At 62.8% G+C, this 20,616-nt stretch carries 16 protein-coding genes and 1 pseudogene; 10 read left to right on the top strand and 7 right to left on the bottom strand.

Annotation, left to right across the window (positions count from 1 at the left end; translation table 11 throughout):
• Positions 1-23: 23 nt before the first annotated feature.
• Positions 24-884, bottom strand: a complete 861-nt coding sequence (locus C1922_RS18925) for an AraC family transcriptional regulator (RefSeq protein WP_108751188.1) — start codon at positions 882-884, stop codon at positions 24-26.
• 81 nt (positions 885-965) lie between these two features.
• On the opposite strand from C1922_RS18925, the gene C1922_RS18920 reads away from it, so the two are divergent.
• On the top strand, positions 966-3,161 hold the full coding sequence (locus C1922_RS18920; protein WP_234413393.1) for a TonB-dependent receptor: 2,196 nt from the start codon (positions 966-968) through the stop codon (positions 3,159-3,161).
• A gap of 71 nt (positions 3,162-3,232) precedes the next feature.
• On the opposite strand, the gene C1922_RS18915 is transcribed toward C1922_RS18920, so the two are convergent.
• The 3 genes from C1922_RS18915 to msuE are packed head-to-tail and all read right to left on the bottom strand — an operon-like array spanning position 3,233 to position 5,899.
• A complete protein-coding gene (locus C1922_RS18915) occupies positions 3,233-4,267 on the bottom strand; it encodes a methionine synthase (RefSeq protein WP_108751186.1) in 1,035 nt (344 codons plus the stop codon).
• A 48-nt stretch (positions 4,268-4,315) separates the two neighbouring features.
• The gene (locus C1922_RS18910; protein ID WP_108751185.1) at positions 4,316-5,293 is read right to left on the bottom strand and encodes a DUF1852 domain-containing protein; all 978 of its coding nucleotides are present in this window, start codon (positions 5,291-5,293) and stop codon (positions 4,316-4,318) included.
• Positions 5,294-5,308: 15 nt separating this feature from the next.
• Positions 5,309-5,899, bottom strand: a complete 591-nt coding sequence (gene msuE, locus C1922_RS18905; RefSeq protein ID WP_108751184.1) for an FMN reductase — start codon at positions 5,897-5,899, stop codon at positions 5,309-5,311.
• A 75-nt stretch (positions 5,900-5,974) separates the two neighbouring features.
• On the opposite strand from msuE, the gene C1922_RS18900 reads away from it, so the two are divergent.
• The 4 genes from C1922_RS18900 (at position 5,975) to C1922_RS18885 (ending at position 8,835) form a co-directional block, all read left to right on the top strand.
• Positions 5,975-6,886 (top strand): LysR family transcriptional regulator, encoded by a 912-nt coding sequence (locus C1922_RS18900; RefSeq protein WP_108751183.1) that lies wholly within the window; start codon positions 5,975-5,977, stop codon positions 6,884-6,886.
• Entirely contained in the window at positions 6,886-7,749 is an 864-nt protein-coding gene (locus tag C1922_RS18895; protein ID WP_108751182.1) for a methylenetetrahydrofolate reductase, read from the top strand. The genes C1922_RS18900 and C1922_RS18895 overlap by 1 nt, the downstream gene beginning before the upstream one ends.
• Positions 7,750-7,851: 102 nt before the next feature.
• Positions 7,852-8,373, top strand: coding sequence for a DUF6622 family protein (locus C1922_RS18890; RefSeq protein WP_108751181.1), 522 nt, complete (start codon positions 7,852-7,854; stop codon positions 8,371-8,373).
• Positions 8,374-8,409: 36 nt separating this feature from the next.
• Entirely contained in the window at positions 8,410-8,835 is a 426-nt protein-coding gene (locus C1922_RS18885; RefSeq protein ID WP_159092039.1) for an SMI1/KNR4 family protein, read from the top strand.
• 42 nt (positions 8,836-8,877) lie between these two features.
• On the opposite strand, the gene C1922_RS18880 is transcribed toward C1922_RS18885, so the two are convergent.
• Positions 8,878-9,561 carry a TetR/AcrR family transcriptional regulator gene (locus tag C1922_RS18880; RefSeq protein WP_108751179.1) on the bottom strand — a complete coding sequence of 228 codons (684 nt, stop codon included), beginning with the start codon at positions 9,559-9,561 and terminating at the stop codon, positions 8,878-8,880.
• Between the two features lie 154 nt (positions 9,562-9,715).
• Here C1922_RS18880 and C1922_RS18875 point away from each other — a divergent pair, with 154 nt between their 5' ends.
• Together C1922_RS18875 and C1922_RS18870 are read left to right on the top strand one after the other, a co-directional pair.
• Positions 9,716-11,980 (top strand): TonB-dependent receptor, encoded by a 2,265-nt coding sequence (locus C1922_RS18875; RefSeq protein WP_234413391.1) that lies wholly within the window; start codon positions 9,716-9,718, stop codon positions 11,978-11,980.
• A gap of 17 nt (positions 11,981-11,997) precedes the next feature.
• Entirely contained in the window at positions 11,998-12,894 is an 897-nt protein-coding gene (locus C1922_RS18870; protein WP_108751177.1) for a tyrosine-protein phosphatase, read from the top strand.
• A 42-nt stretch (positions 12,895-12,936) separates the two neighbouring features.
• Here the strand turns inward: C1922_RS18870 and C1922_RS18865 are convergent.
• Positions 12,937-13,602, bottom strand: a pseudogene (locus C1922_RS18865) (ATP-binding protein); the annotation flags it as partial.
• Positions 13,603-13,838: 236 nt separating this feature from the next.
• Between C1922_RS18865 and C1922_RS18860 the strand changes: the two are divergent.
• From C1922_RS18860 to C1922_RS18850, 3 genes are read left to right on the top strand one after another with little or no spacing between them, the layout of a single operon-like run.
• Complete coding sequence (locus tag C1922_RS18860; protein WP_108751176.1) at positions 13,839-14,408, top strand: TnsA endonuclease N-terminal domain-containing protein; 570 nt, start codon at positions 13,839-13,841, stop codon at positions 14,406-14,408.
• A gap of 3 nt (positions 14,409-14,411) precedes the next feature.
• Complete coding sequence (locus C1922_RS18855) at positions 14,412-16,310, top strand: Mu transposase C-terminal domain-containing protein (RefSeq protein WP_108751175.1); 1,899 nt, start codon at positions 14,412-14,414, stop codon at positions 16,308-16,310.
• The gene (locus tag C1922_RS18850; RefSeq protein ID WP_108751174.1) at positions 16,310-17,191 is read left to right on the top strand and encodes a TniB family NTP-binding protein; all 882 of its coding nucleotides are present in this window, start codon (positions 16,310-16,312) and stop codon (positions 17,189-17,191) included. The genes C1922_RS18855 and C1922_RS18850 overlap by 1 nt, the downstream gene beginning before the upstream one ends.
• Positions 17,192-19,744: 2,553 nt before the next feature.
• Here C1922_RS18850 and C1922_RS20740 read toward each other — a convergent pair.
• Complete coding sequence (locus tag C1922_RS20740) at positions 19,745-20,146, bottom strand: hypothetical protein (RefSeq protein ID WP_234413387.1); 402 nt, start codon at positions 20,144-20,146, stop codon at positions 19,745-19,747.
• Positions 20,147-20,616: the final 470 nt, after the last annotated feature.

Genomic DNA, 20,616 nt, shown 5'->3' with positions numbered 1-20,616 from the left:
CTGCGTAGATTGAACAGCCCCCATCACCCCACCGAAGCCGACGGCGCACACCCCATCACCCGCCGGTACGCCGCCGAAAACTTGCTCGCATTCGCATACCCCACCGACTGCGCCACCCGCATCACACTCACCCCGCGTTCCAGCTCACCGCGCGCCCAATGCATGCGTCGGTGCACCAGGAACTGGTAAGGCGACATCCCCGCCGCCGCCTGCAGCCCACGGCTCAACCGCGTGTCATCTACCCCCAACGCATCGGCCATCATCGGCACGGTCAGGCGCACGTCGCGGGCCGCGTCGATGTAATCGGTCAAGCGCTTCATCTGCACTGCCGACAGCACCCGCGCCCCCGCAGAAAGCGCGGCGGGCTGCTGCGCCATCTGCACCAGCCGATCCACCACCGCGTTGCCGCAGGCGTGCAGCAGTTCATCGGACAGCACGCCCGAACGCGATGCCGCCCATAGCGCATGCAGCAGCGCGCTCACCGTTGCGTCGCGGTGCAGCGCACCGGTCAGCGGCGCCAGGGTCGGCAGGCTGACTGCCGTTGCGCCCAGCGCGGGCCAATCGATTGCCAGCCCCAGCACTTCCACCTCCGGGCTGCTGTAGGTGCCGGTCTGCCCGGGCAACACCACGTTGAACTGGCCGATGTGCCAATGCGCGTCCAGCGCTGCCCGCCGTGGGCAGATCTGCTGCAGCCGGCCGCCGCCCTTGATCACCAGCGCCAAGCGCAGTTGCGTGGGGTGGCCCATCGCGCTGGCGCTGGCGGGGAAGTGGTGATGGATGAAGGCCAGGTTGCCTGCACCGTTCGACCCGAGCACCGGCGTGGTGGCCGCCAGTTGCTGGGCCACCGTCACTTTGCTGCCGGAAATGGAGCGGTGCGCTGGCATACGGAGTATGCACCGTTATTGAAGTGTTACATCATAACATTGATGGCCCCTGCGGCCGCTGTTTCCGTTCAAGAGGTTCCCGTGCGTTCCCCCACCCCGTTGGCCGCTGCGATCGCGGCCCTTCTGCTTGCCCCCGCGTTGCCCGTGCTCGCCCAGGAAGCCGTCAGCCCCACCACGCTGGACGGGGTGCGGGTGACCGGCTCCAAGCGCGATACGCCCTATCTGAAGAGCGACCTGTCGGTCACCGTGCTCAACCGCGAAGCACTGAAGGAGGCCGGCGTGGTCGAATTCCGCGATCTGGACAAGCTGGCCCCCAACGTGAAGTTCAATGCGATGGGGCAGCTCAGCGACATGTACATCTCCATCCGCGGCATCGAATCCAATCCGTTCCTGGTCAACCGCGCGTCGGTCTATATCGATGGCATTCCGTTCAAAGAGCTCAGCAATGCGGTGCTGAACCAGGTGGAATCGGTGGAGGTGCTGCGCGGTCCGCAGGGCACGCTGTACGGCGCCAACAGCGAATCAGGCCTGGTGCTGGTCAAGACCAAGGGCCCGACCGATGCCATGGAAGGCGAGGTGAACCTGCGCAGCACGTGGTTCAGCAACGGCAATGGCAACAGCCTGGACGGCTTCGTGTCCGGGCCGCTGGGCAAGCGCGGCAACCTCTCTGGTTCGGTCGCCTTCATGGCGTCGGACGAGGACAGCTTCCTGCGCAACCTCACGCCGTTCAATGGCACCGAAGGCAAGGTGCGCGAGCAGTACCTGCAGGGCAAGCTGCGCTGGCAGCCCAGCGATTTCGTTACCGTGAACGCGTTGGCCTACCACCTGCGTACGCGCGCGCCGGGCATGTTCGAGTACGAATACCTGCCGCTGGATGTGGGCCTGTACAACCGCACCTATGGCACGCGCCTCAATGGCGGGCGCCAGGCCGGTGACTTCACCTACATCAACGATGCGCCCAAGCGCACCGAGAAGGATGAGACGGTGGCCGGCCTGAGTGCGCAGTGGCAGTTGGAAGCCGGTACGTTCGACGTGGCCGCGTCCTACCGCACCCACGAAGACGTATCGGCGGGCTACGACTTCGACATGACCGAGAGCGCGGCGCTGGCCGGGCGTACCTACGACAAGCAGGATGCCTGGAATGCCGAGGCGCGCTTCAGCTCGCCGGATGACCAGGCGCTGACCTGGATGGCCGGTGTGTCCACCTACCGCACCGACAAGGATTCGATCCTGGGCACCTTTGTCGGGCCGATCACCCGCGGCGTGAACAGCTACAGCCTGGCCCCCCGGCAGACCGCCAAGGGCCAGGACTACAGCGTGTTCGCAACGGCCAGCTACACCTTTCCCGCCGTGCCGAAGCTGACCGCCAGCCTGGGCCTGCGCCACGAGCAGGCGCGCCGTTCCACCGAACAGCGCGCCGGTTCGCTGGACCTGGCCGAGGGTGGGCTGGTGCTGTACCGCGACGCTGCGCTGGAACACACCTTCCATGCCACCCTGCCGCGCGTGTCATTGCGCTACGACGCCACCGACAACCTCTCGTTCTACGCCGCCTCGGCCAAGGGCTATATCCCCGGCGGTTTCAATCTGGCCGCCGCGCAGAGCGATGTAGTGAATGACAAGGTGCTGCGCTACGAATCGGAAATGATGTGGAGCCACGAACTGGGCTTCAAGATGAACGTCGGCGGTGGCCGCGGCCACATCGGCGGTGCGCTGTTCCACATCACCTCGGACAACTGGCAGGAAATCCAGGTGGCCACCGATGCCAACGGGCGCCCGATCTCGTCGGATTACGTGGGTTCGGACGCCTCGATCCGCTCGCGCGGTGCCGAACTGGAAGGCGCTTACGAGCTGGCGCCGGGCTTCACCCTGACCGCCAACGTGGGCTACGTGGACGCGAAGTACACCAAGCTCTGGTCCACGGTGGACGAAAACCTGGCCGGCAACCGGGTGAAGCTGACGCCGCATTACACGGGCTATCTGGCAGCGCGCTACCAGCACCCGTCCGGCGTCTTCGGGCGGGTGGAATCGGCGTTCACCGGTTCCAGCGCGCTGGATGAGCGTAACCGTGCCTACCAGCCGGCCGTGGCCATCATCGGGCTGCAGGTGGGCTATGAACATGGCCCGTGGACCGGGCGCCTGTTCGTGCAGAACCTGACCAACAAGCGGCGCGTGAACGGGTTGATCTTCGACAACCTGGCCTTCGGGCGCGACGGCAACTACTACGGGCCGATTGATAGCCCGCGCATTGTTGGTGCCGAAGTGAGCATGCGCTTCTAGGCCTCATCTGCCAGCGGCGGTGCAGCTGGAACGCTGCGCCGCCGCTGGCAATCGAATGGCGCGGGTCCCCTTCAGCGAATCCCCGCAAGCTCCTCGCGCACGATCTGGGCACCGGCACTCAGCGCCCGCAGCTTGCCGCGCGCCACCTCACGCGGCAGCGGCGCCATGCCGCAGTTGGTGCAGGGGTACAGCTTGTCGGCGTCCACGAACTGCAGCGCCTTGCGCAGGGTGTTGGCCACTTCTTCCGGCGTTTCCACCGTGCTGGACGCCACATCGATCGCGCCCACCATCACCTTCTTGCCGCGCACCAGTTCAATCAGGTCGATCGGCACATGCGAGTTGTGGCATTCCAGCGAGATCAGATCGATGCTGGATTTCTGCAGTTTGGGGAACGATTCCTCGTACTGCCGCCATTCCGAACCCAGCGTCTGCTTCCAATCGGTGTTGGCCTTGATGCCGTAGCCGTAGCAGATGTGCACGGCAGTCTGGCACTTCAGCCCTTCGATGGCGCGCTCCAACGTGGCCACGCCCCAGTCGTTCACTTCGTCGAAGAACACGTTGAAGGCCGGTTCGTCGAACTGGATGATGTCCACGCCGGCCGCTTCCAGTTCCTTCGCTTCCTCGTTGAGGATCTTCGCGAATTCCCAGGCCAGCTTTTCGCGGCTCTTGTAGTGCGCGTCGTACAGCGTGTCGATCATGGTCATCGGGCCGGGCAGGGCCCACTTGATCGGCTGCGCAGTCTGCCGGCGCAGGAACTTCGCATCTTCCACGAACACCGCCTTCGGCCGGCTGACCGCGCCCACCACGGTGGGTACGCTGGCGTCGTAGCGGTTGCGGATGCGCACGGTTTCGCGCTTGTCGAAGTCCACGCCGTCCAGGTGTTCGATGAAGGTGGTAACGAAATGCTGCCGGGTCTGCTCGCCGTCGCTCACGATATCGATGCCGGCGTGCTGCTGTTCCTGCAGGGACAGGCGCAGCGCGTCCTGCTTGCCCTCGGTCAGCGCGTCATCCTGCAGTTTCCAGGGCGACCAGAGCTTTTCAGGCTCGGCAAGCCACGACGGCTTGGGCAGGCTTCCGGCGGTGGAGGTCGGCAGTAGTTTCTTCATCGGTATCGGGGTCTTGTGTCCTGGGGAGGGGAGTCGAGTGAACAGCGATCAGCGCGCAGCCCACTGCTCAAGCACGCTGCGGTAGGGCTTGATGAAGTGTTCTTCGGTGAAGCGGCCCTGCTTCACGGCCAGTTGGCTGCGCTCTTCGCGGTCGTAGACGATGCGGGTGGACGAATAGTCCTGGTGCTTCAGGCTGGGCTGGTAGACCTTGCCGGCCACCGAATTGGCGTTGTAGATCTCCGGGCGGTAGATCTTCTGGAAGGCCTCCATCACGCTGATGGTGCCGATCAGTTCCAGGTTCGAGTAGTCGCCCAGCAGGTCGCCCTGGAAATAGAACGCCAGCGGCGCAACGCTGCCCGGCGGCATGAAGTAGCGCACCTGCAGGCCCATCTTGTCGAAGTACTGGTCGGTGGGCGAGAACTCGCCCTGGCGGTATTCCACGCCCAGGATGGGGTGGTGGTTCTCGGTGCGGTGGTAGGTCTTGCTGCTGGACACGCTGATGCAGATGACCGGCGCCTTGCTGAACTGCGCGCGGTAGGCGTCGGACTGCAGGAAGTGCTTGAACAGCTTGCCGTGCAGATCGCCGAAGCCTTCGGGAATGGCGAAGCTGTCCTTGCCCTCGTTGCTGGCCGGCAGCACTACGCTGAAATCGTAGTCACGCACGTAGGACGAGAAATTGTTGCCGACGATGCCTTCGGTGCGCGCGCCGGTGTGTGTATCTACCAGGGTGGGGCGCAGCACTTCGATCAGCGGGAACGGGTCGCTGCCATCGTTGCCATCGATATGCATCTCCACCGAGATGATGTCCAGCTCCACCACGTAGCGATCGGCGTTGGGGTTGTCCCAGTGCGCCAGGTCGTTGCAGCGGTTGTTGATCATGCCCAGCGTGTTGCGCAGGTTCTGCTGCCGCGCCGCGCCACGTGCCAGGTTGGCGAAGTTGGTGGTGATACGGGTGCCGTCGGCCGGCTGGTAATCCTCGTTGAAGGGGATGCGCGTGATGCTGAAGGTAAAGGTGTCTGTGCTCATGGGCGGCATTCCGGTTCAGAGGGTTGCAAGGGTGGCGGCGGGCAGCGGCGCGGGGCGGTGGGGCAGCGACAGCAGCGGCAGGGCGCGCTGCACGGCCAGTTCTGCGCGCTGCAGCAGGGCCGGGTCGTGTACGCGGCCGTCGGCGAAGTCCTTGTCGGTGGCGTACACCCCCAGCGGCAGGGTGCGGGCCTGGAAGAAGCTGAAAAGCGGCCGCAACTGGTGGTCGATCATCAGCGCGTGGCGCTCGCTGCCGCCGGTGGCGGCCAGCAGGATGGGGGTATCGACCAGCGCGTCCTGCTGGATGAAATCGAAGAAGTGCTTGAACAGACCGGTGTACGAGCCGCGGTAGACCGGCGTGGCGACCACCAGCACATCGGCCTGTTCCACCGCAGCCAGTGCCTGTTCGGCACTGTCGGGCAACTGCGAACGCCACAGCGCCCCAGCCAGTTGCGGGGCCAGTTCGCTCAGTTCAATCAACTGCGGTTGGCTGGGCAGGTGGTCGCCCAGCAGGTCCAGCAGGTGTTCGCACAGGGTGGCCGCCCGCGAGGGGCGCTGCAGGCCGCCGGACACGGCGACGATTCGGAGGGGGCGGTGGGGAGAAAGCATGACCCGATGCTAGTCAGGGCGTTCCATGACGTAAAATGGTTTTACTTCACACATCCATGAGCGGGGCTCATACACATGCTGGAACGTATCCACCTCAGCATCGTCCAGCAGGTTGAACTGCAGGGCTCGCTCACCGCCGCCGCCGGCGTACTGAACCTGACCCAGTCGGCGCTGAGCCACAGCATGAAGAAGCTGGAACAGCAGCTGGGCACCGATGTCTGGCTGCGCGAGGGCCGCAACCTGCGCCTGACCCAAGCCGGCCAGTACCTGCTGGCCGTGGCCAACCGCGTGCTGCCGCAGCTGGACCTGGCCGAGGAACGGCTGGGCCAGTTCGCCCAGGGCGAGCGCGGCTCGCTGCGCATCGGCATGGAATGCCACCCCTGCTACCAGTGGCTGCTGAAGATCGTGTCGCCCTACCTGGCCGCCTGGCCCGACGTGGACGTGGACGTGAAGCAGAAGTTCCAGTTCGGCGGCATCGGCGCCCTGTTCGGCTACGAGATCGATCTGCTGGTCACCCCCGACCCACTGCTGAAGCCGGGCCTGACCTTCGTGCCGGTGTTCGATTACGAACAGGTGCTGGTGGTGGCCAGCAACCATCCGCTGGCCAAGGTGGACCATGTAAAGCCGCGCCAGCTGACCCAGGAAGTGCTGATCAGCTACCCGGTGCCGTTCGAGCGGCTGGATATCTACAACCAGTTCCTGCTGCCGGCCGGGGTGACCCCGCGCCGCCACAAGGCGATTGAAACCACCGACATCATGATGCAGATGGTGGCCAGCGGCCGCGGTGTGGCGGCCATGCCGCGCTGGCTGGTGGAAGAGTACGCCGCGCGCATGGACGTAGTGCCAGTGCGCCTGGGGGCAAAAGGCATTCCCAAGCAGATCTACCTGGGCGCGCGCGAATCGGATACCGCCATCGATTATCTGCGGGCCTTCGTGGAGCTGGCACGCGGCAGTTCGGCGGTCGCGCGCGCCCACGGGGCCAGCTGATGTCCATGGATTCCGGAGCCAGGGCGCGGGCCTTCCTGGATGCGTGTTCGTGGGAGGTGAGCGCGAAGGCCGTGCAGGCCCTGCGCGCCGAGGCCGCGCGCATCGCACCGGGCACCACCATCTCCATTCCCTACCTGGCCAGCGAAGACGACCAGGCGCGGCTGGCGGCGGCACGGGCCATACGCGAGCTGGGCTTCCAGCCGATGCCGCACCTGTCGGCACGCCGCATCAGTACGCAGGCCGCGCTGCAACGTTTCATCCAGCGGGCAGTGGGCGGGGCCGGCGTGGAGCGCTGCCTGCTGATTGCTGGTGATCTGGCGGAGCCGGCCGGGCCGTTCGCCGACAGCACGGCGATCATCGAAACCGGTCTGCTGGAACGTGCCGGCATCAAGGTGGTGGCCGTAGGCGGGCACCCGGAAACCCACCCGGTCATGACCGCCGCGCAGCGCTGGCAGGTGCTGGAAAACAAGTGCCAGCGCATTGAAGCGCGCGGCATGACACCGTGGATCATCACCCAGTTCGCCTTCGATGCCGAAATAGTGCTGGCCTGGTTGAACGCCCTGCGTGCACGCGGCATTGCGCACCCGGTGCTGGTGGGCATTCCCGGGCCGGCCAGCGTGACCCGGCTGGTGCGCTATGCGGCCATGTGCGGGGTCGGCGCGAGCACGACCATGCTGGCCCGCTACGGCATTTCCCTGGGCCGCCTGCTGGGGTCGGCAGGGCCGGACCGGTTCGTGGACAAGCTGCTGGCCGGACTGGGCGACGACCTTGGCCCGGTCAGCCCGCACTTGTTTCCCTTCGGCGGCATCGCGCCTTCGCTGGACTGGGTGCAGCAGTACCGGCGCAACGCCCGGTCAGGGTAAGCGGCTGACACCTGTCACTTGTGGCGGTTTCGTGCAGGACCATAATCGAGGCGTCAGATAACCGCAGCACGCCCTCAACCTGCCGACAAGGAATTCCCCGCAATGATCATGCAGATTCTCTCGCACACCCCGCTCTGGGTCTGGGCGCTGCTGGCCTTCCTGGTGTACCGCGGCATCGCCGCCATGAAGCCGGGTGAAAGCTCACTGGTCCGGCTGGCGATCGTGCCCGCGCTGTTCCTCGCCTGGGGCGCGTGGTCCATCAGCCATCGCTACGGTGGCTCGCTGCAGGCCTGGGGTGAATGGCTGGTCGGCATCGTTGCCGGCGCAGCCATCGGCTGGCTGCTGCTGCGCCGTGCGACGCTGGCGCTGAACCCGACCACCGGCAAGCTGCGCCGCAGCCCGGACTACAGCCTGCTGCCGCTGCTGCTGGTCACTTTCCTGGTGAAGTATGGATTTGAAGTGGCATTCGCTGTGTCCCCCGCGCTGGCAGGCCATGCCGGGTTCACTGCGGCTTACCTGCTGACCTCGGGTGGGTTTGCCGGCATTTTCCTGGGCAAGTTCTGCCGGTACGTGGCGGCGGTGCGCCGCGGTGCAGGCGGTGGCGCGCTGGGTGTGGCGGGTTGATTCGACGATTCCCACGACTTCGCGCACTCTATGCGCATGCTGAAACTCATCGATTCGTCGCCGCTGGTGGATGACGCGACCCTCGCGCGTTTCAACGCCTGCTTCGGCAACAAGGTTCCCCCGGCCATGCTTGCTTTTTACCGCAGCGCCAACGGCGGCTATCTGCGGGATGAGGACGAGGATACCGATCCCACCGGCGTGGCCTCGTTGATTGCGCTGGGCGATGACTGCAACTGCATAGAAAGCCTGCGCCGGGATTACATCCAAGGGTTCCCCCATCTGGCCGAATACGTGCCGTTCGCCGAAGACAATTTCGGGAACTGCTACCTGCTGTCACTGCGCGATGAGGACTACGGGTACATCTATCTGCATCTGCTGGAAGACGATGAGCTGATGCTGATCGAAGACTCCTTCGAGGAACTGATGGACGGCATCGAGCGGCGGCAGCAGGAAGCGCGCTAGCCGGCTGCGGGCGCTTGCGGGAAAACCCCTTGGGCCTCGCGCCTATTCCGGCTGACGAACAGCGTCATTCCGCTCGCCTGGGCCATCCCCCATCACCCGCGCAATCGCACGGCTCAACAGCGCATGCAGGGCGTCAGGCTGCAGATCGGGATCACGTACCGCGCGCATCGCCAGACCTTCCACCAGCAGGCGCAGCAGCAGTGTGCGCTGCTCGATCGCTTCTTCCTCAACCGCCACGCCACGGGCACGATCATGCTCGCGCAGCCAGGCATGGATGGCTTCGGTGGTCTGCTTGTCGTGCCGGCGCAGCACCTCGGCCACTACCGGGTCGCGGTGCGCTTCGGCGTTGATTTCCGCATACAGCGCAACGCTGGCGATGGCATTGGCGTGGGTGTCCAGCACCTCGCCGCGTGCCCAGTGCTGGTAGCAGGCCAGCAGGCCGTCGGCCAAGTCGGCCGAGGCGGGCATGTGCCGGATCGACACCTGGTCGTGGGCCAGCTGCCGCTCGATCAGGGCCAGGATCAGCGCACGCTTGTTGTCGAAATAGCGGTACATCAGCCCCTGGCTGATCTCCGCTGCGGCAGCGATTTCGCTGATCGAACCGGCGTGGAAGCCGCGGGTGATGAAGCACCGTTGCGCCGCATCCAGGATCCTCCGGCGCTGGGCGTCGGCATGGGCGGTGGCGGTGTCTTCGGCGCTGGCAAGCGGGGTGTCGGTCGGCGTCATTGCGTGATCTGAAAGCGTCTAATGGCCCGATCTTACGTTATCGAATGTGTGAATGAACGGTCATTCACCTGTCATTTCACGCACCCAGACTGCGGCCGCCTCTTCCCTTCCGCGACCGACATCGATGCGCTACCCCACGTTGCCCCGTCAGCTGTTGACCCTCGCTATTGCCGCCACGTTGCCGGCCCTGGCCTACGCCGAAGATGTTCCCACCGCCGATGCCAGCACGTTCGCCAGCGCAGGCGGCGCGCGTGATGTGGTCGCCCTCGACCAGGTTGTGGTCACTGCGCAGAAGCGGGCCACCAACCTGCAGGAGACGCCGATCTCCGTTTCGGTGGTCGATGCCGAAGCCCTGAAGGATCGCAGCGCGATCTCGCTGGGCAGCCTGTCCGATGGCTCCATTCCCTCGCTGCGGGTCACCCCGTTTGCCACGCGCAGTTCGGCGCTGAACATCGGCATCCGTGGCATCGGCGCATCGGGTGATGCCAACCAGCCGGCGCGCGATGCCGGCGTGGGCATCTACGTGGATGGCGTGTTCATGGGCCGCGCGCAGGGCCTGGGCAGCATGCTCTACGACGTGGAACGCATCGAAGTACTGAAAGGCCCCCAGGGCACCCTGTTTGGGCGCAATACCGAAGGCGGTGCGGTCAGTATCGTGACCAAGGCGCCCACCGGCGAGTTCGGCGGCAGCGTCAGTGCGGGCGTGTCCAACTTCAGCGGCTATAACAGCGCACTGCACCTGGACCTGCCCAAGGTAGGCGACTTCAGCTTCAAGATCGATGCCGTGCAGGCCCGCCGTGGCGGTACCACCGACAACCCGATGCGCGGTGAGCGCGATTTCAACAGCTACGACAAGCGTGGTGCGCGCCTGAGTGCGCTGTGGCAGCCCAGCGATGATTTCTCCGCGCTGTATGCCTTCGACCGTTCCTACGACGCCACCACGCCGTACCACACCCAGGTACTGGTGCCGGGCGCGTACCTCAGCCCGCTGCAGATTGCCGGTGCCAGCCAGGACCGGCGTGACAGCGCGATCCTGGGCGGACCGCAGGAAGACAACGTGGGCCGCACCAGTGGCCACCTCCTCAACCTGTCGTGGACGCTGAGCGATGCGCTGGAACTGAAATCGATCAGCTCGTACCGCGAACTGACCCAGGGCCAGTTTGACATGGGCCTGGTCGATGCGATTTCCGCATACGGCGGTGCCGGCACGGCGTTCGGTCGCTACAGCCTGGCCCAGGTCTACCAGCACCAGTACAGCCAGGAATTCCAGCTGATCGGCAACACCTCGCAGGTACAGTTCCTGGGCGGCGCGTTCTACTACCACGAGACCGCCGGCGACAACGCGCAGACCCCGAACATGCTGGTCTGGGGTCCGGGTGGCAACAGCTACACGTTGAACCCTGCCACCAATCCGCTGGACCTTTCCAGGGTGCGCATCGACCGCGCCAGCAAGGCATGGACCGACAGCCTGGGTGTGTTTGGCCAGGCCACCTGGACGCCGGCTGCGCTGGAGCGCCTGCACCTGACCGCCGGTGGCCGCTACACGCGCGACGACAAGAAGGGCAGCCTGTACATCGTCAATGGCGCCGCCACCCAGCTGGCATTCGACGATTCCTGGAGCCGCTTCGACCCGATGGTCAACATCGCCTATGACATCGGCGAGCAGGCCATGGTCTATGCCAAGTACAGCACCGGCTTCAAGGCAGGCGGCGCCAACTCGCGGTCCACCACGTACACCGCCTTCGCCCCGGAAGAAGTGACCGCCTACGAGCTGGGTTTCAAATCGCAGTTCTGGGATAACCGCGCACGCCTGAACCTGGCGCTGTTCGATTCGAAGATCGCGCACAAGCAGATGGATTTCTCGCTGCCGTTCGATCCCAACAGCGGCGAAACCCGCACCACCATGGTGACCACCAACGCGCTGAGCGATGGCAAGTCACGCGGCGCCGAGCTGGAATTCAGCGTGATGCCGATCGAGAACCTGACGGTCGGCTTGAATTACGCCTACACGAAGATCGACGCGCAGACGGCGGTCGACCCGTTCGGCGCTGGCGTGGCAGTGACCGTGCAGCCGCTGCTGGCACCGGAGAATGCCGGCAGCCTGTCGCTGGATTATCTGGTGCCGTTCGCCAACTTCGCCGCGCTGAAGTTCCATCTGGACGGCAACTGGTCCGACGGTTTCTACACCAGCGAATACGACCAGATGCTGACCGACAGCTCGTTCGTGGTGAACGCGCGCGTGGCATTGGTGGATGTGCCGCTGAGCGACACCGGCACCACCATGTCGTTCTCGCTGTGGGCGCGCAACCTGCTGGATGAAGAGCACCTGTTCTACAAGCTCAACAGCCCCGCGCTGGGCCAGACCGGCATCTTCAACGATCCGCGCACCTTCGGCCTGGACGTGGCCGTCAACTTCTGAAATCACTGGAGACCGACATGAAGCGCAGCACCGAACTGACCCTCGCCCTGATGCTGGCCCTGCCGCTGGCGGCGCCCGCCGTCGCCGCCGATGCAGCGCGCCCCGCTACCGTCAGCGCCGCGGCCGCCACCGCCAATGTCGCGCCCACGGCCGATGACGCGCAGCGCGTCATTCCGCTGCAGGGGGCCTGGAACGTGCGCAGCTTTGCCGGCCTGCAGGGCCGCAACGGTCCGATTCCGGCCACGGCCTTCGTACGCACCGCCGATCTTGGCCGCCTGACCGCCGCCGACCGCGACGCCCTGGCCGCCGCCGGGGTGACGCTGGATATCGACCTGCGTACCGCCGACGAACAGCGCCAGTCGCCGGACCTGCTGGCCGATGACGCGCGCTTCGCCTACCAGCGCATTTCGCTGATGGGCACCGAGAAGATGGATCTGCAGAAGATGATGACCAGCTTCCCCGATTCGCTGGGCGAAGCCTATGTGCAGTGGCTGGGCCACAGCCAGCCGCAGTTCAAGCAGGTGTTCCAGCGCATTGCCGCCCAGCAGGATGGCACCGTGTTGTTCCACTGCACGGCGGGCAAGGACCGTACCGGCATCATCGCCGGCCTGCTGCTGGACCTGGCCGGTGTGCCGAAGGCGCAGATCGTGCACAACTACGCCATTTCCGCGCACTACTTGGAAGGGCAGCCGAAGGACAGCGCGATGAACGCGCAGATCAAGGCGATGCTGGAGCAGCACCCGGAGATCGCACGCAAGATGGCCGGCATGTCCGGCACCGCGCCGCAGAACATGGAGCAGTTCTTGGCAGCACTGCACAGCCAGTACGGTGGAGCCGAGGGGTACCTGAAGTCGATTGGCGTGAGCGCGCAGGAAATCCAGCAGTTGAAGGTGCGCTTGGGCCAGGCGGGCTGAGTGTTGCGGCAGGCGCCGGGTATTGCCGGCGCCTGCTTGTTGTCAGGTGCTGTTCTTGCCGCGATCCAGTTGCCGGTAGCCGATGGCCTCGGCCAGATGTGCGGTCTGGATGGTCTCGCTGCCGGCCAGATCGGCAATGGTGCGCGCGACCCGCAGAATGCGGTGCATCGCCCGAGCTGATAGCTGCAGCCGTTCGATGGCCTGTTCCAGCAGATCCTGGTCGGCTTCGCTCAGCCGCGTGCAGGTGCGCAGCGTGGCGGGCGGCAGATGGGCATTCAGCCCGCCGCGTTCCCGCTGCTTGGCGTGTGCTGCTTCAACCCGTGCGCGTACCGTGGCGCTGGGTTCGCCCAGTGGCGTGCTCTCGCGCAGTTCCACCGCATCCAGTCGTGACACACTGATATGCAGGTCGATGCGATCCAGCAGCGGGCCCGACACACGCGCGCGGTAGCGGGTGATGCGCTCATCGGTGCACAGGCAGCGATTGCTGCGGTCGCCCGCCCAGCCGCACGGGCAGGGGTTCATCGCGGCTACCAACTGGAATCGCGCGGGATACTGCACACTGCGCGCCGCACGCGCGATGCGGATATGACCCGATTCCAGCGGCTCGCGCAGGGTTTCCAAGGCGCTGCGGTTCCACTCGGGCAGTTCGTCCAGGAACAGCACGCCGTGATGGGCCAGGGATATCTCGCCAGGGCAGGGGGGATTGCCGCTGTCACTTCTAGCTAAATCAAAGACACGTCTCGCGAAAAAGGGCCGGTTAGCGCCCTAGAATCAGGCGTTCCTAGTCTATGCTCAACACCAGAGAGCGCGACTACACACATCAAATAACGAGACTGCATTGCAGGGAACATCAAATGAGCAGACTGCGTACCCATTCCCCCGTTCGAAAATTGAAAAATAGCCACCGGGCCCTTACCGGAAAGGTCAATTTGGAAGGTGGCGGGATGGCAGGCTTCGAGTCCTCACTGGAGCGGGACCTGCTTCTCATTCTGGACTTTGATCGGACAGTGATGTCCGTAAAGGAGCAGCCTTTCTCCCTTTCGTACATTCATGAGGCTTCAGTGCGTCGCTACACCCCCGACGTGATGGCCGAGTACGATCGAGATGTCCTCCCAACGGTCGTATTTGAGGTCAAACCGATCGAGAAGCTGCGGGCTGATTGGGTGTCTCTGCGCCCGGGCTTCAAGGCGGCGGTGGCCCACTGTCGCCTGCGGGACTGGCAGTTCAAGATCGTCACTGAGCGGCATATCCGCACGCCCTATCTGGCAAACGTGAAGTTCCTGAGGCGCTATCGGGATCTGGCACCCCTTCTACTTCGGCAAGCGCAGTTGAGGTACACCGCCACCGCAGTGGGGCCCACAACACCCCAAGGCCTGCTCGCAGCCGCCTATTGGCCGAAGGAAGAGCAAGCGCAAGCGATTCCCGCGCTTTGGCAGATGGTAGCCGCGGGCGAGTTCGATATCGATTTGACCGAACCGCTCAGCATGCGGATGCCGATTCGGTTGGTGGAGTAAGACATGGTCTCCTCAAACTTCATCAATATCTCACCTGGCGTAGAGGTCATGGTTGGCCAGCGCCGGTACCGGATCACCCGGTCCCTGGACATCAACAGTGTTTTGGCCGAAGACGTCGAGAACGACAAGGTTGCCAGGCTTCGAATCGAGACTATGTCCCGAGTTCTGGAAGTGGAAGACGGGGATGAGACACCCAACTTCCCCGTTCACCACTTCTCGGATGATCTATGGGCAGTGGCGCAACGGCGTTTTGAAGCAATCAAGCCCCTTCTGGACAATCCTCGCCGCAGCAGGTCATCAGTTGCCGCAGCGGCGTTGAGTGCCGGCGTCAACACGTCCACGCTTTACAAGTGGCTGGCGCTCTATCACGACCATCAGCACGTAGCGGCCTTGGTCCCAACTCGACGCGGACGGAATAGGGGTACACGCTTTCTGCAGGCGGACCAGGAGTTAGTGATCGCCTCGGTTATCGAGGACTTCTACCTCCAGAAGCAGAAGCCGAGCCCGAAGTCGGTCGTGGATGAGGTGATGCGCCGCTGCCGCGTGGCCAAGATTGATCCGCCGCATCCCAACACTGTTCGGAATCGCATTGCCGATATCCGGCCAGCTACAGCACTCCGTCGCCGTGGCCAGAAGGACAAGGCGCGTGACAAGTACGAGCCCATCCGAGGTTCCTTCCCTGGTGCTGACTTTCCTCTGGCAGTGGTCCAGATCGACCACACGCCGTTGGACGTGATGGTCGTCGACGAGGAGCACCGCAAACCCATCGGCCGTCCATACCTCACTTTGGCCATTGACGTATTCAGTCGAGCCGTTGTTGGTCTGTACGTCACCCTGGACGCACCCTCTGCAACGTCAGTCGCGATGTGTATATCGCATGCGATGAACACGAAGAACGAGTATCTACGCGAACTAGGTGTAGAGGGAGACTGGCCCGTGTGGGGTCAGATCGGAACCCTGCATGCTGACAACGCTAGGGAGTTCAAGTGTAAGGCGGTGAACAGGGGCTGCGAGGCCAACGAGATCATCATGCAGTGGCGGCCGGTCAAGAAGCCAAACTATGGCGGTCACATTGAGCGCTATATGGGGGTAGTTGCCACTGAAATGAAGAAAGTGCCGGGTGCAACATTCTCCAACATCCAGGAGAAGGGCAACTATGACTCTGAGAAGGAGGCGAGCTTGACCCTGAGGGAAGTGGAGCACTACTTGGTGAACTTTATCGTCAACAACTATCACCAATGCGTGCACAGTCAGCTCGACGCAGCCCCCATAAAGGTTTGGGAGGACGCGATCCTGGGCGATGAGAAGCCTGGTGTGGGTCGAATGCTGCCGGCGGATCCAGACCGGGTTCGTATGGATTTCCTTCCCTACTTCCAAGTCACGGTGCAGCGGTACGGCGTGCGGATTGAGAATGTCTTCTACTATGACCCGATTCTTGATCGCCACATTGGGGCGACGGATGAGGACAACCCGAAGCTGAAACGCAAGTTCATCTTCGCAAGAGATCCTCGAAACATCAGCGAGATCTATTTCTTGGATCCAAATTCCGAAAGATACATTGCTGTTCCCTATCGAAACATGGCCCATCCGGCGATCTCTGCCGGCGAACTACGTGAAGCAAAGAAGCGAATCAAGGCTGAAGGTAAGGATGCTGTAGACGAGGAACGCATCTTCCAGAGCATTGAGAGCAATCGAAAGTTGGTCGAAGAGTCCAAAGCCAAATCCAAGGCTGCTCGCCGCCAAGCGGCGAAAGCTCCCAAGGCAAAGCCCAGTTCGATTGCATCCCAGTCCGCGCAAAGCTCGCAAGCCACGCCGCCGCCGCACCAGTCAGGAGCGAAGGCCCCTGACCGCAACATCTTCTCGCAGCCGCTCGAAGTCCTTGAAATTGGAGAGATCAACTGATGAGTAGCTATCCCCATCTGCATGATCAGGTCGCTGCTTATATGGGCGCATCCAACGAGGAACGCATCGCAGTTGCACGTAAAGATCGTTGGATTGGTTACCCGAAGGCAATGACTGTGCTGGATGAGTTGGATCAACTCATCGTGTACCCCTCCACACAGCGGCCGCCGTGCAGGCTGATTGTGGCTCGAGGCGACAATGGCAAGACGGCACTCCTCCGGCAGTTCCAGTTGCGCCATCCAGCCGTACAACTGGGCGACGGGGGTACTAGCCTTCCGGTGCTCCGGATCAACATGCCTGCGCAGCCGGACCTATCCCAACTATGGTCAGAGGTGCTCACTCGCTGTGCGACTACTCACCGTAGAGGCGACCCGGCCAGCGCCAAGTACACCATGGTGGCCTCCGTCCTTCGCGTACTGAAGGTTCGAGTGCTCGCAATCGATGAGTTCAATGACGTCGCTCTTGCCAGGAAGGGAACGTCGGATGTTCTGGCAGGCATCCGTAAGCTCAGCAATGAGCTGAATCTAAGTATTGTTGCTGCCGGCACCGAGGCGGCAGTTCATGCTTTGGCCTTCGATGCCCAAATGCGATCACGATTCAGTGCCTTGTCCATTCCCAAGTGGGCCATGGACTTGCCGTATCTGAACTTCCTCAACACCTATGAGCGTCTGCTCCCCCTGGCCAAGCCCTCTGGGCTGGCGGGAGAGACGCTGGCGCCGGTCTTGCATTCCGCGGGCGGGGAGGCCATTGGTGGGACCGTGACTCTACTTCGTAGCGCAGCAGCCATGGCGATCAGGTCTGGCGAAGAGAGGATCACTATCGAGATTGTCAGGGCCGCTCAAGAGAGCGCTTCTCATGCTAGCGCTCTAGCCGAGATCTGATCATGCGCATCGTCTGGCCACCGCATGTGCCAGACGAACTGCTTTCCAGCTACTTGGCTCGAATCGCAATCGACTACGGAATTTCGTCTCACAAGCTCATGGCGCTCCATGCGCCTGGTTTTCAGGTCTGGACCAGGGATGTTGATGTCTGCGCCTCCGAAGCCCTGTTGGAGCGGCTGACGTATCCGTCAGGAAGATCTCTACAGATGCTCAATGGACTCACCCTTGGCGAATGGAATGCAGTGACACGGCGCACCTGCGATCCGCCCCAAGGGGTCTACCACTGGATCAACAGCATGGGCGTGTATCACCGGACTCGCCTCAGACACGGTCTAACTTTCTGCCCGGAGTGCTTGGAGGAAAATGGAGCGTATCTTCGCCAGTGGCGACTGTCATTCTGGACGGTTTGCCCGTTGCACCAAAGGGTTCTGCAGGATGCATGCCCCTATTGCGGGGCGGTGGTTCAACCCCATCGACATGGATTTGATCTTCGTAGATGTTGGTACTGCAATCGATTCCTAACTACTCCCGCCACGGCAGCAATGCGCGCTTTGCCTCTGCAGTCATTCCTCTTCAGATGCCTGATGGATCCCAGCAACGAAGTTGAGTTCAACGGTCATTGCTGTTCCGGGGCTGAGGTGCTTTGGGGGAGCGATGTACTTCTCCAATCACTCAAGCCGGTCTGCAGGTCGATGGGGATGGGGCCAGAGCGGGGGCTGAGGATCGAACTGCGCAGGGTGCCGGATCGTCACGCGGACATGGATTTGCTCTCGCATCTGCTCGGTCTTGGACCCGCTGGCCTGGTAGCGATGGGTGAGTCTATGGGAGTCACCCAGAGGTACTTTCGCCAACAGATGCCCCCCTGGATAAAGCGGTTAGCGGAGCAGCTTCCTGCGGGACGCGTCAATCGCGGGCCGATATCCAATCGGGCCGAGTTGAGGTCCGCAGGTGAGGCTCAGCGAAAGCGCGTCAGTGGATGGCGCGAGATGAGAGCAGATGTGTTGTTCAAGATGATTGGAAGAAGCAATGAGTACAGATAAACAGGGGCGCCGAACCTGCGATGGCTGTTACGCCCCGATGATCAATGCCCATAAGCTGTACAAGGGCAGCGAGTACTGCGGGACATGCTATAGCAGTCAATTCGTGAGTTGCAGTTGCCCAACATGCAGCGGGACAGTGGTGCATCACGCGTCAGAGCCACAAGCACCATCCTGTGATGCTTGTCTTCGTAACCAGAGGCGCTGTATCAGGTGTGACAGGCCCGCGCCCGAAGCGCGCATCATCCGGGATACCACGCCTGGCCCCGACGGTGGATCACCCATCACTTATGAGCATTTCGTGTGCCCATCGTGCTTCCCGTACACCACGCCCGAGATTGAATGCCCTATCTGCAAGCGGTCAAGTCAGCGTCTGGCAGGTGCTGCACACCTGCCGGACAACCTAAAGGCTTGCCCATCGTGTTTGAACAAGCACACGCATGCCACCTGCGTGCGATGCCGGAGGTACAGGAAGGTGGTCTCGGTCACTGAAGAGGGGAGGCCACTGTGTATCGGATGTGGCGGTGACCAGCCAGCCGAGCACATGTGTCCAGACTGTGGTTCAACGGTTAAGGGCGCCGGAGCGGCCCGCTGTGATTCATGCTCGATCGCGGCACGCCTCAGGCGAGAGGTTGCGCTGAGCGCGGCAACCATTGAGCGCGAGTGGGTCGCCTCCCTGTACACCGCATTTGGCGAATGGCTGCTCGCGAGGAACGTGGCTACTGGCGGACTTCCCAAGAAAGCTGTCCAAGCTGCACCTTTCTTTCGTGCCATCGACCTGGATGCTGGCACCCATCAGCCGATAGTGGCGGCCGATCTGCTCCGTCTATTCGACTCCAAGCAACTGAGGGCCAATCTGAACGTGACCCGCTTCATCTGTGAGCGCTACGGGCTCCAGATTGACGAGAATGCTCGTGCCCGAGCTCGTGACATCGCGCTGATCGAACGTAGTCTGGAGGAGAGTGCATCCAAACCCTGGGCCAGATATCTGACTGATTACAGGACATGGCTGGCAGGTAAGCCAACTCGGACCCAGGCCCAGTATCTGAGGACGGCACAGGCGTTCTGTGAGGCCGCCGATCTCGGAGGCCCCTTTGCGCAAGAGCATCTAGTGAGGTACTTGGATTCGGCACCTGGCTCGCGCGCCAACCTGAGCGTCTGGGTCGGATTCGTTCGGGCGCGTTACGGATGGGCTGTGACTATGCCCCCAAAGGTCGCCAAGAGGGCAAGCCTTAGGCGGGATGCGCAGACACTGATGGATCTACTGCCACGGGTACGCGTTCCAGGCACTGCCTCGGATGAGGACCTGGCTGCGATCATCGCCCTCGCTTACGGGTTTGAGTTGAGCACCCTACGTCGCCAGGTAACTGGGGTGACGGATGTAGGAGACTTGATCACCAGAGACGGAATCGTCGAGGTGAAAATGGAGCTGAAGGGTGTGGTTGCCGAGTGGTCGAGGCGAGCGTTCTAGAGTTGTTTTCTGGAAGGGCACGAGAGCCAGCCTGGATAGGCCGGCTCATGCTTCTGGAGGCAGGTCGTCGGGATGGGGAGGTAGGCCGAGCAACTGCCGGGCATCTGCACTCAATGGATTGGCGATGAGGTCAGCGATCTTGCGGGTGCACCAGTCATAGAACTCCGGATGATCATGCATAAGGTTCGCCTGACCTTGTTCACTGTAGCTGACGCGGAAGCAGTAGCGTACCGGCCCAACCGTAAGCGTCGAATAGAATGACGTAGGGGCTAGGGTATCCTTGTCTCCAGTGACAATCAGCCCGCCATGTGCAGCGTAAGGTGTCGCTGAAAGCTCGTTCTGCAGACGTTTGTATGCCTCATCCAGGTCAACTCTCAGTTCCACGATATTGCGATCACTAAGACCGATTGCGAAGTCCGCAAGCTCATCCTGGAACGGCGCGCCCATCTCCGCGAGATGGCAGCACATCAACTTGGCGAAGTATCTGAATACGTCTAAGTAGAGTTCCCCAGAGGCGTCCCTGAATCGAGGGTCATGCGTGACGTCGGCTGGGTCATGACTACGACTGGCGAGGTGGGATGCCACGGCATGGAACTCGTCGAAGGCAAGGTCTGCCGGCCGCGTTCGAGCGCTGTTACATGGCTCGCAGACTCGCGCTTGAAAGTGATAGGCCTTTGACCTCGAACTCTGAGCGTGCCGGAACCCTCCTCCGTCGCGAACGATCACCGCCTTCTGGTCGCCAAACACCGATCGCAATGCCGATGCCTTGATTTTATGCTCTCCTGAGAGTGCCTCTGTTGACCCACACAGGCAGCAGCGATCAATGAGCGGCGGGGCATACGAGTCCATCTGTTGATCTCTGCGTAGTCGGCGGAGAGGGGAGGATGTCCTGCCCCCGTCTATCAATCCCGTTCGAA

The organism is Stenotrophomonas sp. ZAC14D2_NAIMI4_7, from assembly GCF_003086675.1.
Lineage (GTDB): Bacteria > Pseudomonadota > Gammaproteobacteria > Xanthomonadales > Xanthomonadaceae > Stenotrophomonas.
Note: the sequence above shows the minus strand (reverse complement) of the source record. Positions and strands in the feature narration are given on the sequence as shown.

Bases quoted from the DNA above. Each gene is read 5' to 3' on its own strand.
- C1922_RS20740 (WP_234413387.1), bottom strand. From the start codon at position 20,146: ATGGGCGCGCCGTTCCAGGATGAGCTTGCGGACTTCGCAATCGGTCTT.
- C1922_RS18890 (WP_108751181.1), top strand. From the start codon at position 7,852: ATGATCATGCAGATTCTCTCGCACACCCCGCTCTGGGTCTGGGCGCTG.
- C1922_RS18925 (WP_108751188.1), bottom strand. From the start codon at position 884: ATGCCAGCGCACCGCTCCATTTCCGGCAGCAAAGTGACGGTGGCCCAG.
- C1922_RS18895 (WP_108751182.1), top strand. From the start codon at position 6,886: ATGTCCATGGATTCCGGAGCCAGGGCGCGGGCCTTCCTGGATGCGTGT.
- C1922_RS18915 (WP_108751186.1), bottom strand. From the start codon at position 4,267: ATGAAGAAACTACTGCCGACCTCCACCGCCGGAAGCCTGCCCAAGCCG.
- C1922_RS18880 (WP_108751179.1), bottom strand. From the start codon at position 9,561: ATGACGCCGACCGACACCCCGCTTGCCAGCGCCGAAGACACCGCCACC.
- C1922_RS18855 (WP_108751175.1), top strand. From the start codon at position 14,412: ATGGTCTCCTCAAACTTCATCAATATCTCACCTGGCGTAGAGGTCATG.
- C1922_RS18870 (WP_108751177.1), top strand. From the start codon at position 11,998: ATGAAGCGCAGCACCGAACTGACCCTCGCCCTGATGCTGGCCCTGCCG.
- msuE (WP_108751184.1), bottom strand. From the start codon at position 5,899: ATGCTTTCTCCCCACCGCCCCCTCCGAATCGTCGCCGTGTCCGGCGGC.
- C1922_RS18850 (WP_108751174.1), top strand. From the start codon at position 16,310: ATGAGTAGCTATCCCCATCTGCATGATCAGGTCGCTGCTTATATGGGC.
- C1922_RS18910 (WP_108751185.1), bottom strand. From the start codon at position 5,293: ATGAGCACAGACACCTTTACCTTCAGCATCACGCGCATCCCCTTCAAC.
- C1922_RS18860 (WP_108751176.1), top strand. From the start codon at position 13,839: ATGGCAGGCTTCGAGTCCTCACTGGAGCGGGACCTGCTTCTCATTCTG.
- C1922_RS18900 (WP_108751183.1), top strand. From the start codon at position 5,975: ATGCTGGAACGTATCCACCTCAGCATCGTCCAGCAGGTTGAACTGCAG.
- C1922_RS18885 (WP_159092039.1), top strand. From the start codon at position 8,410: ATGCTGAAACTCATCGATTCGTCGCCGCTGGTGGATGACGCGACCCTC.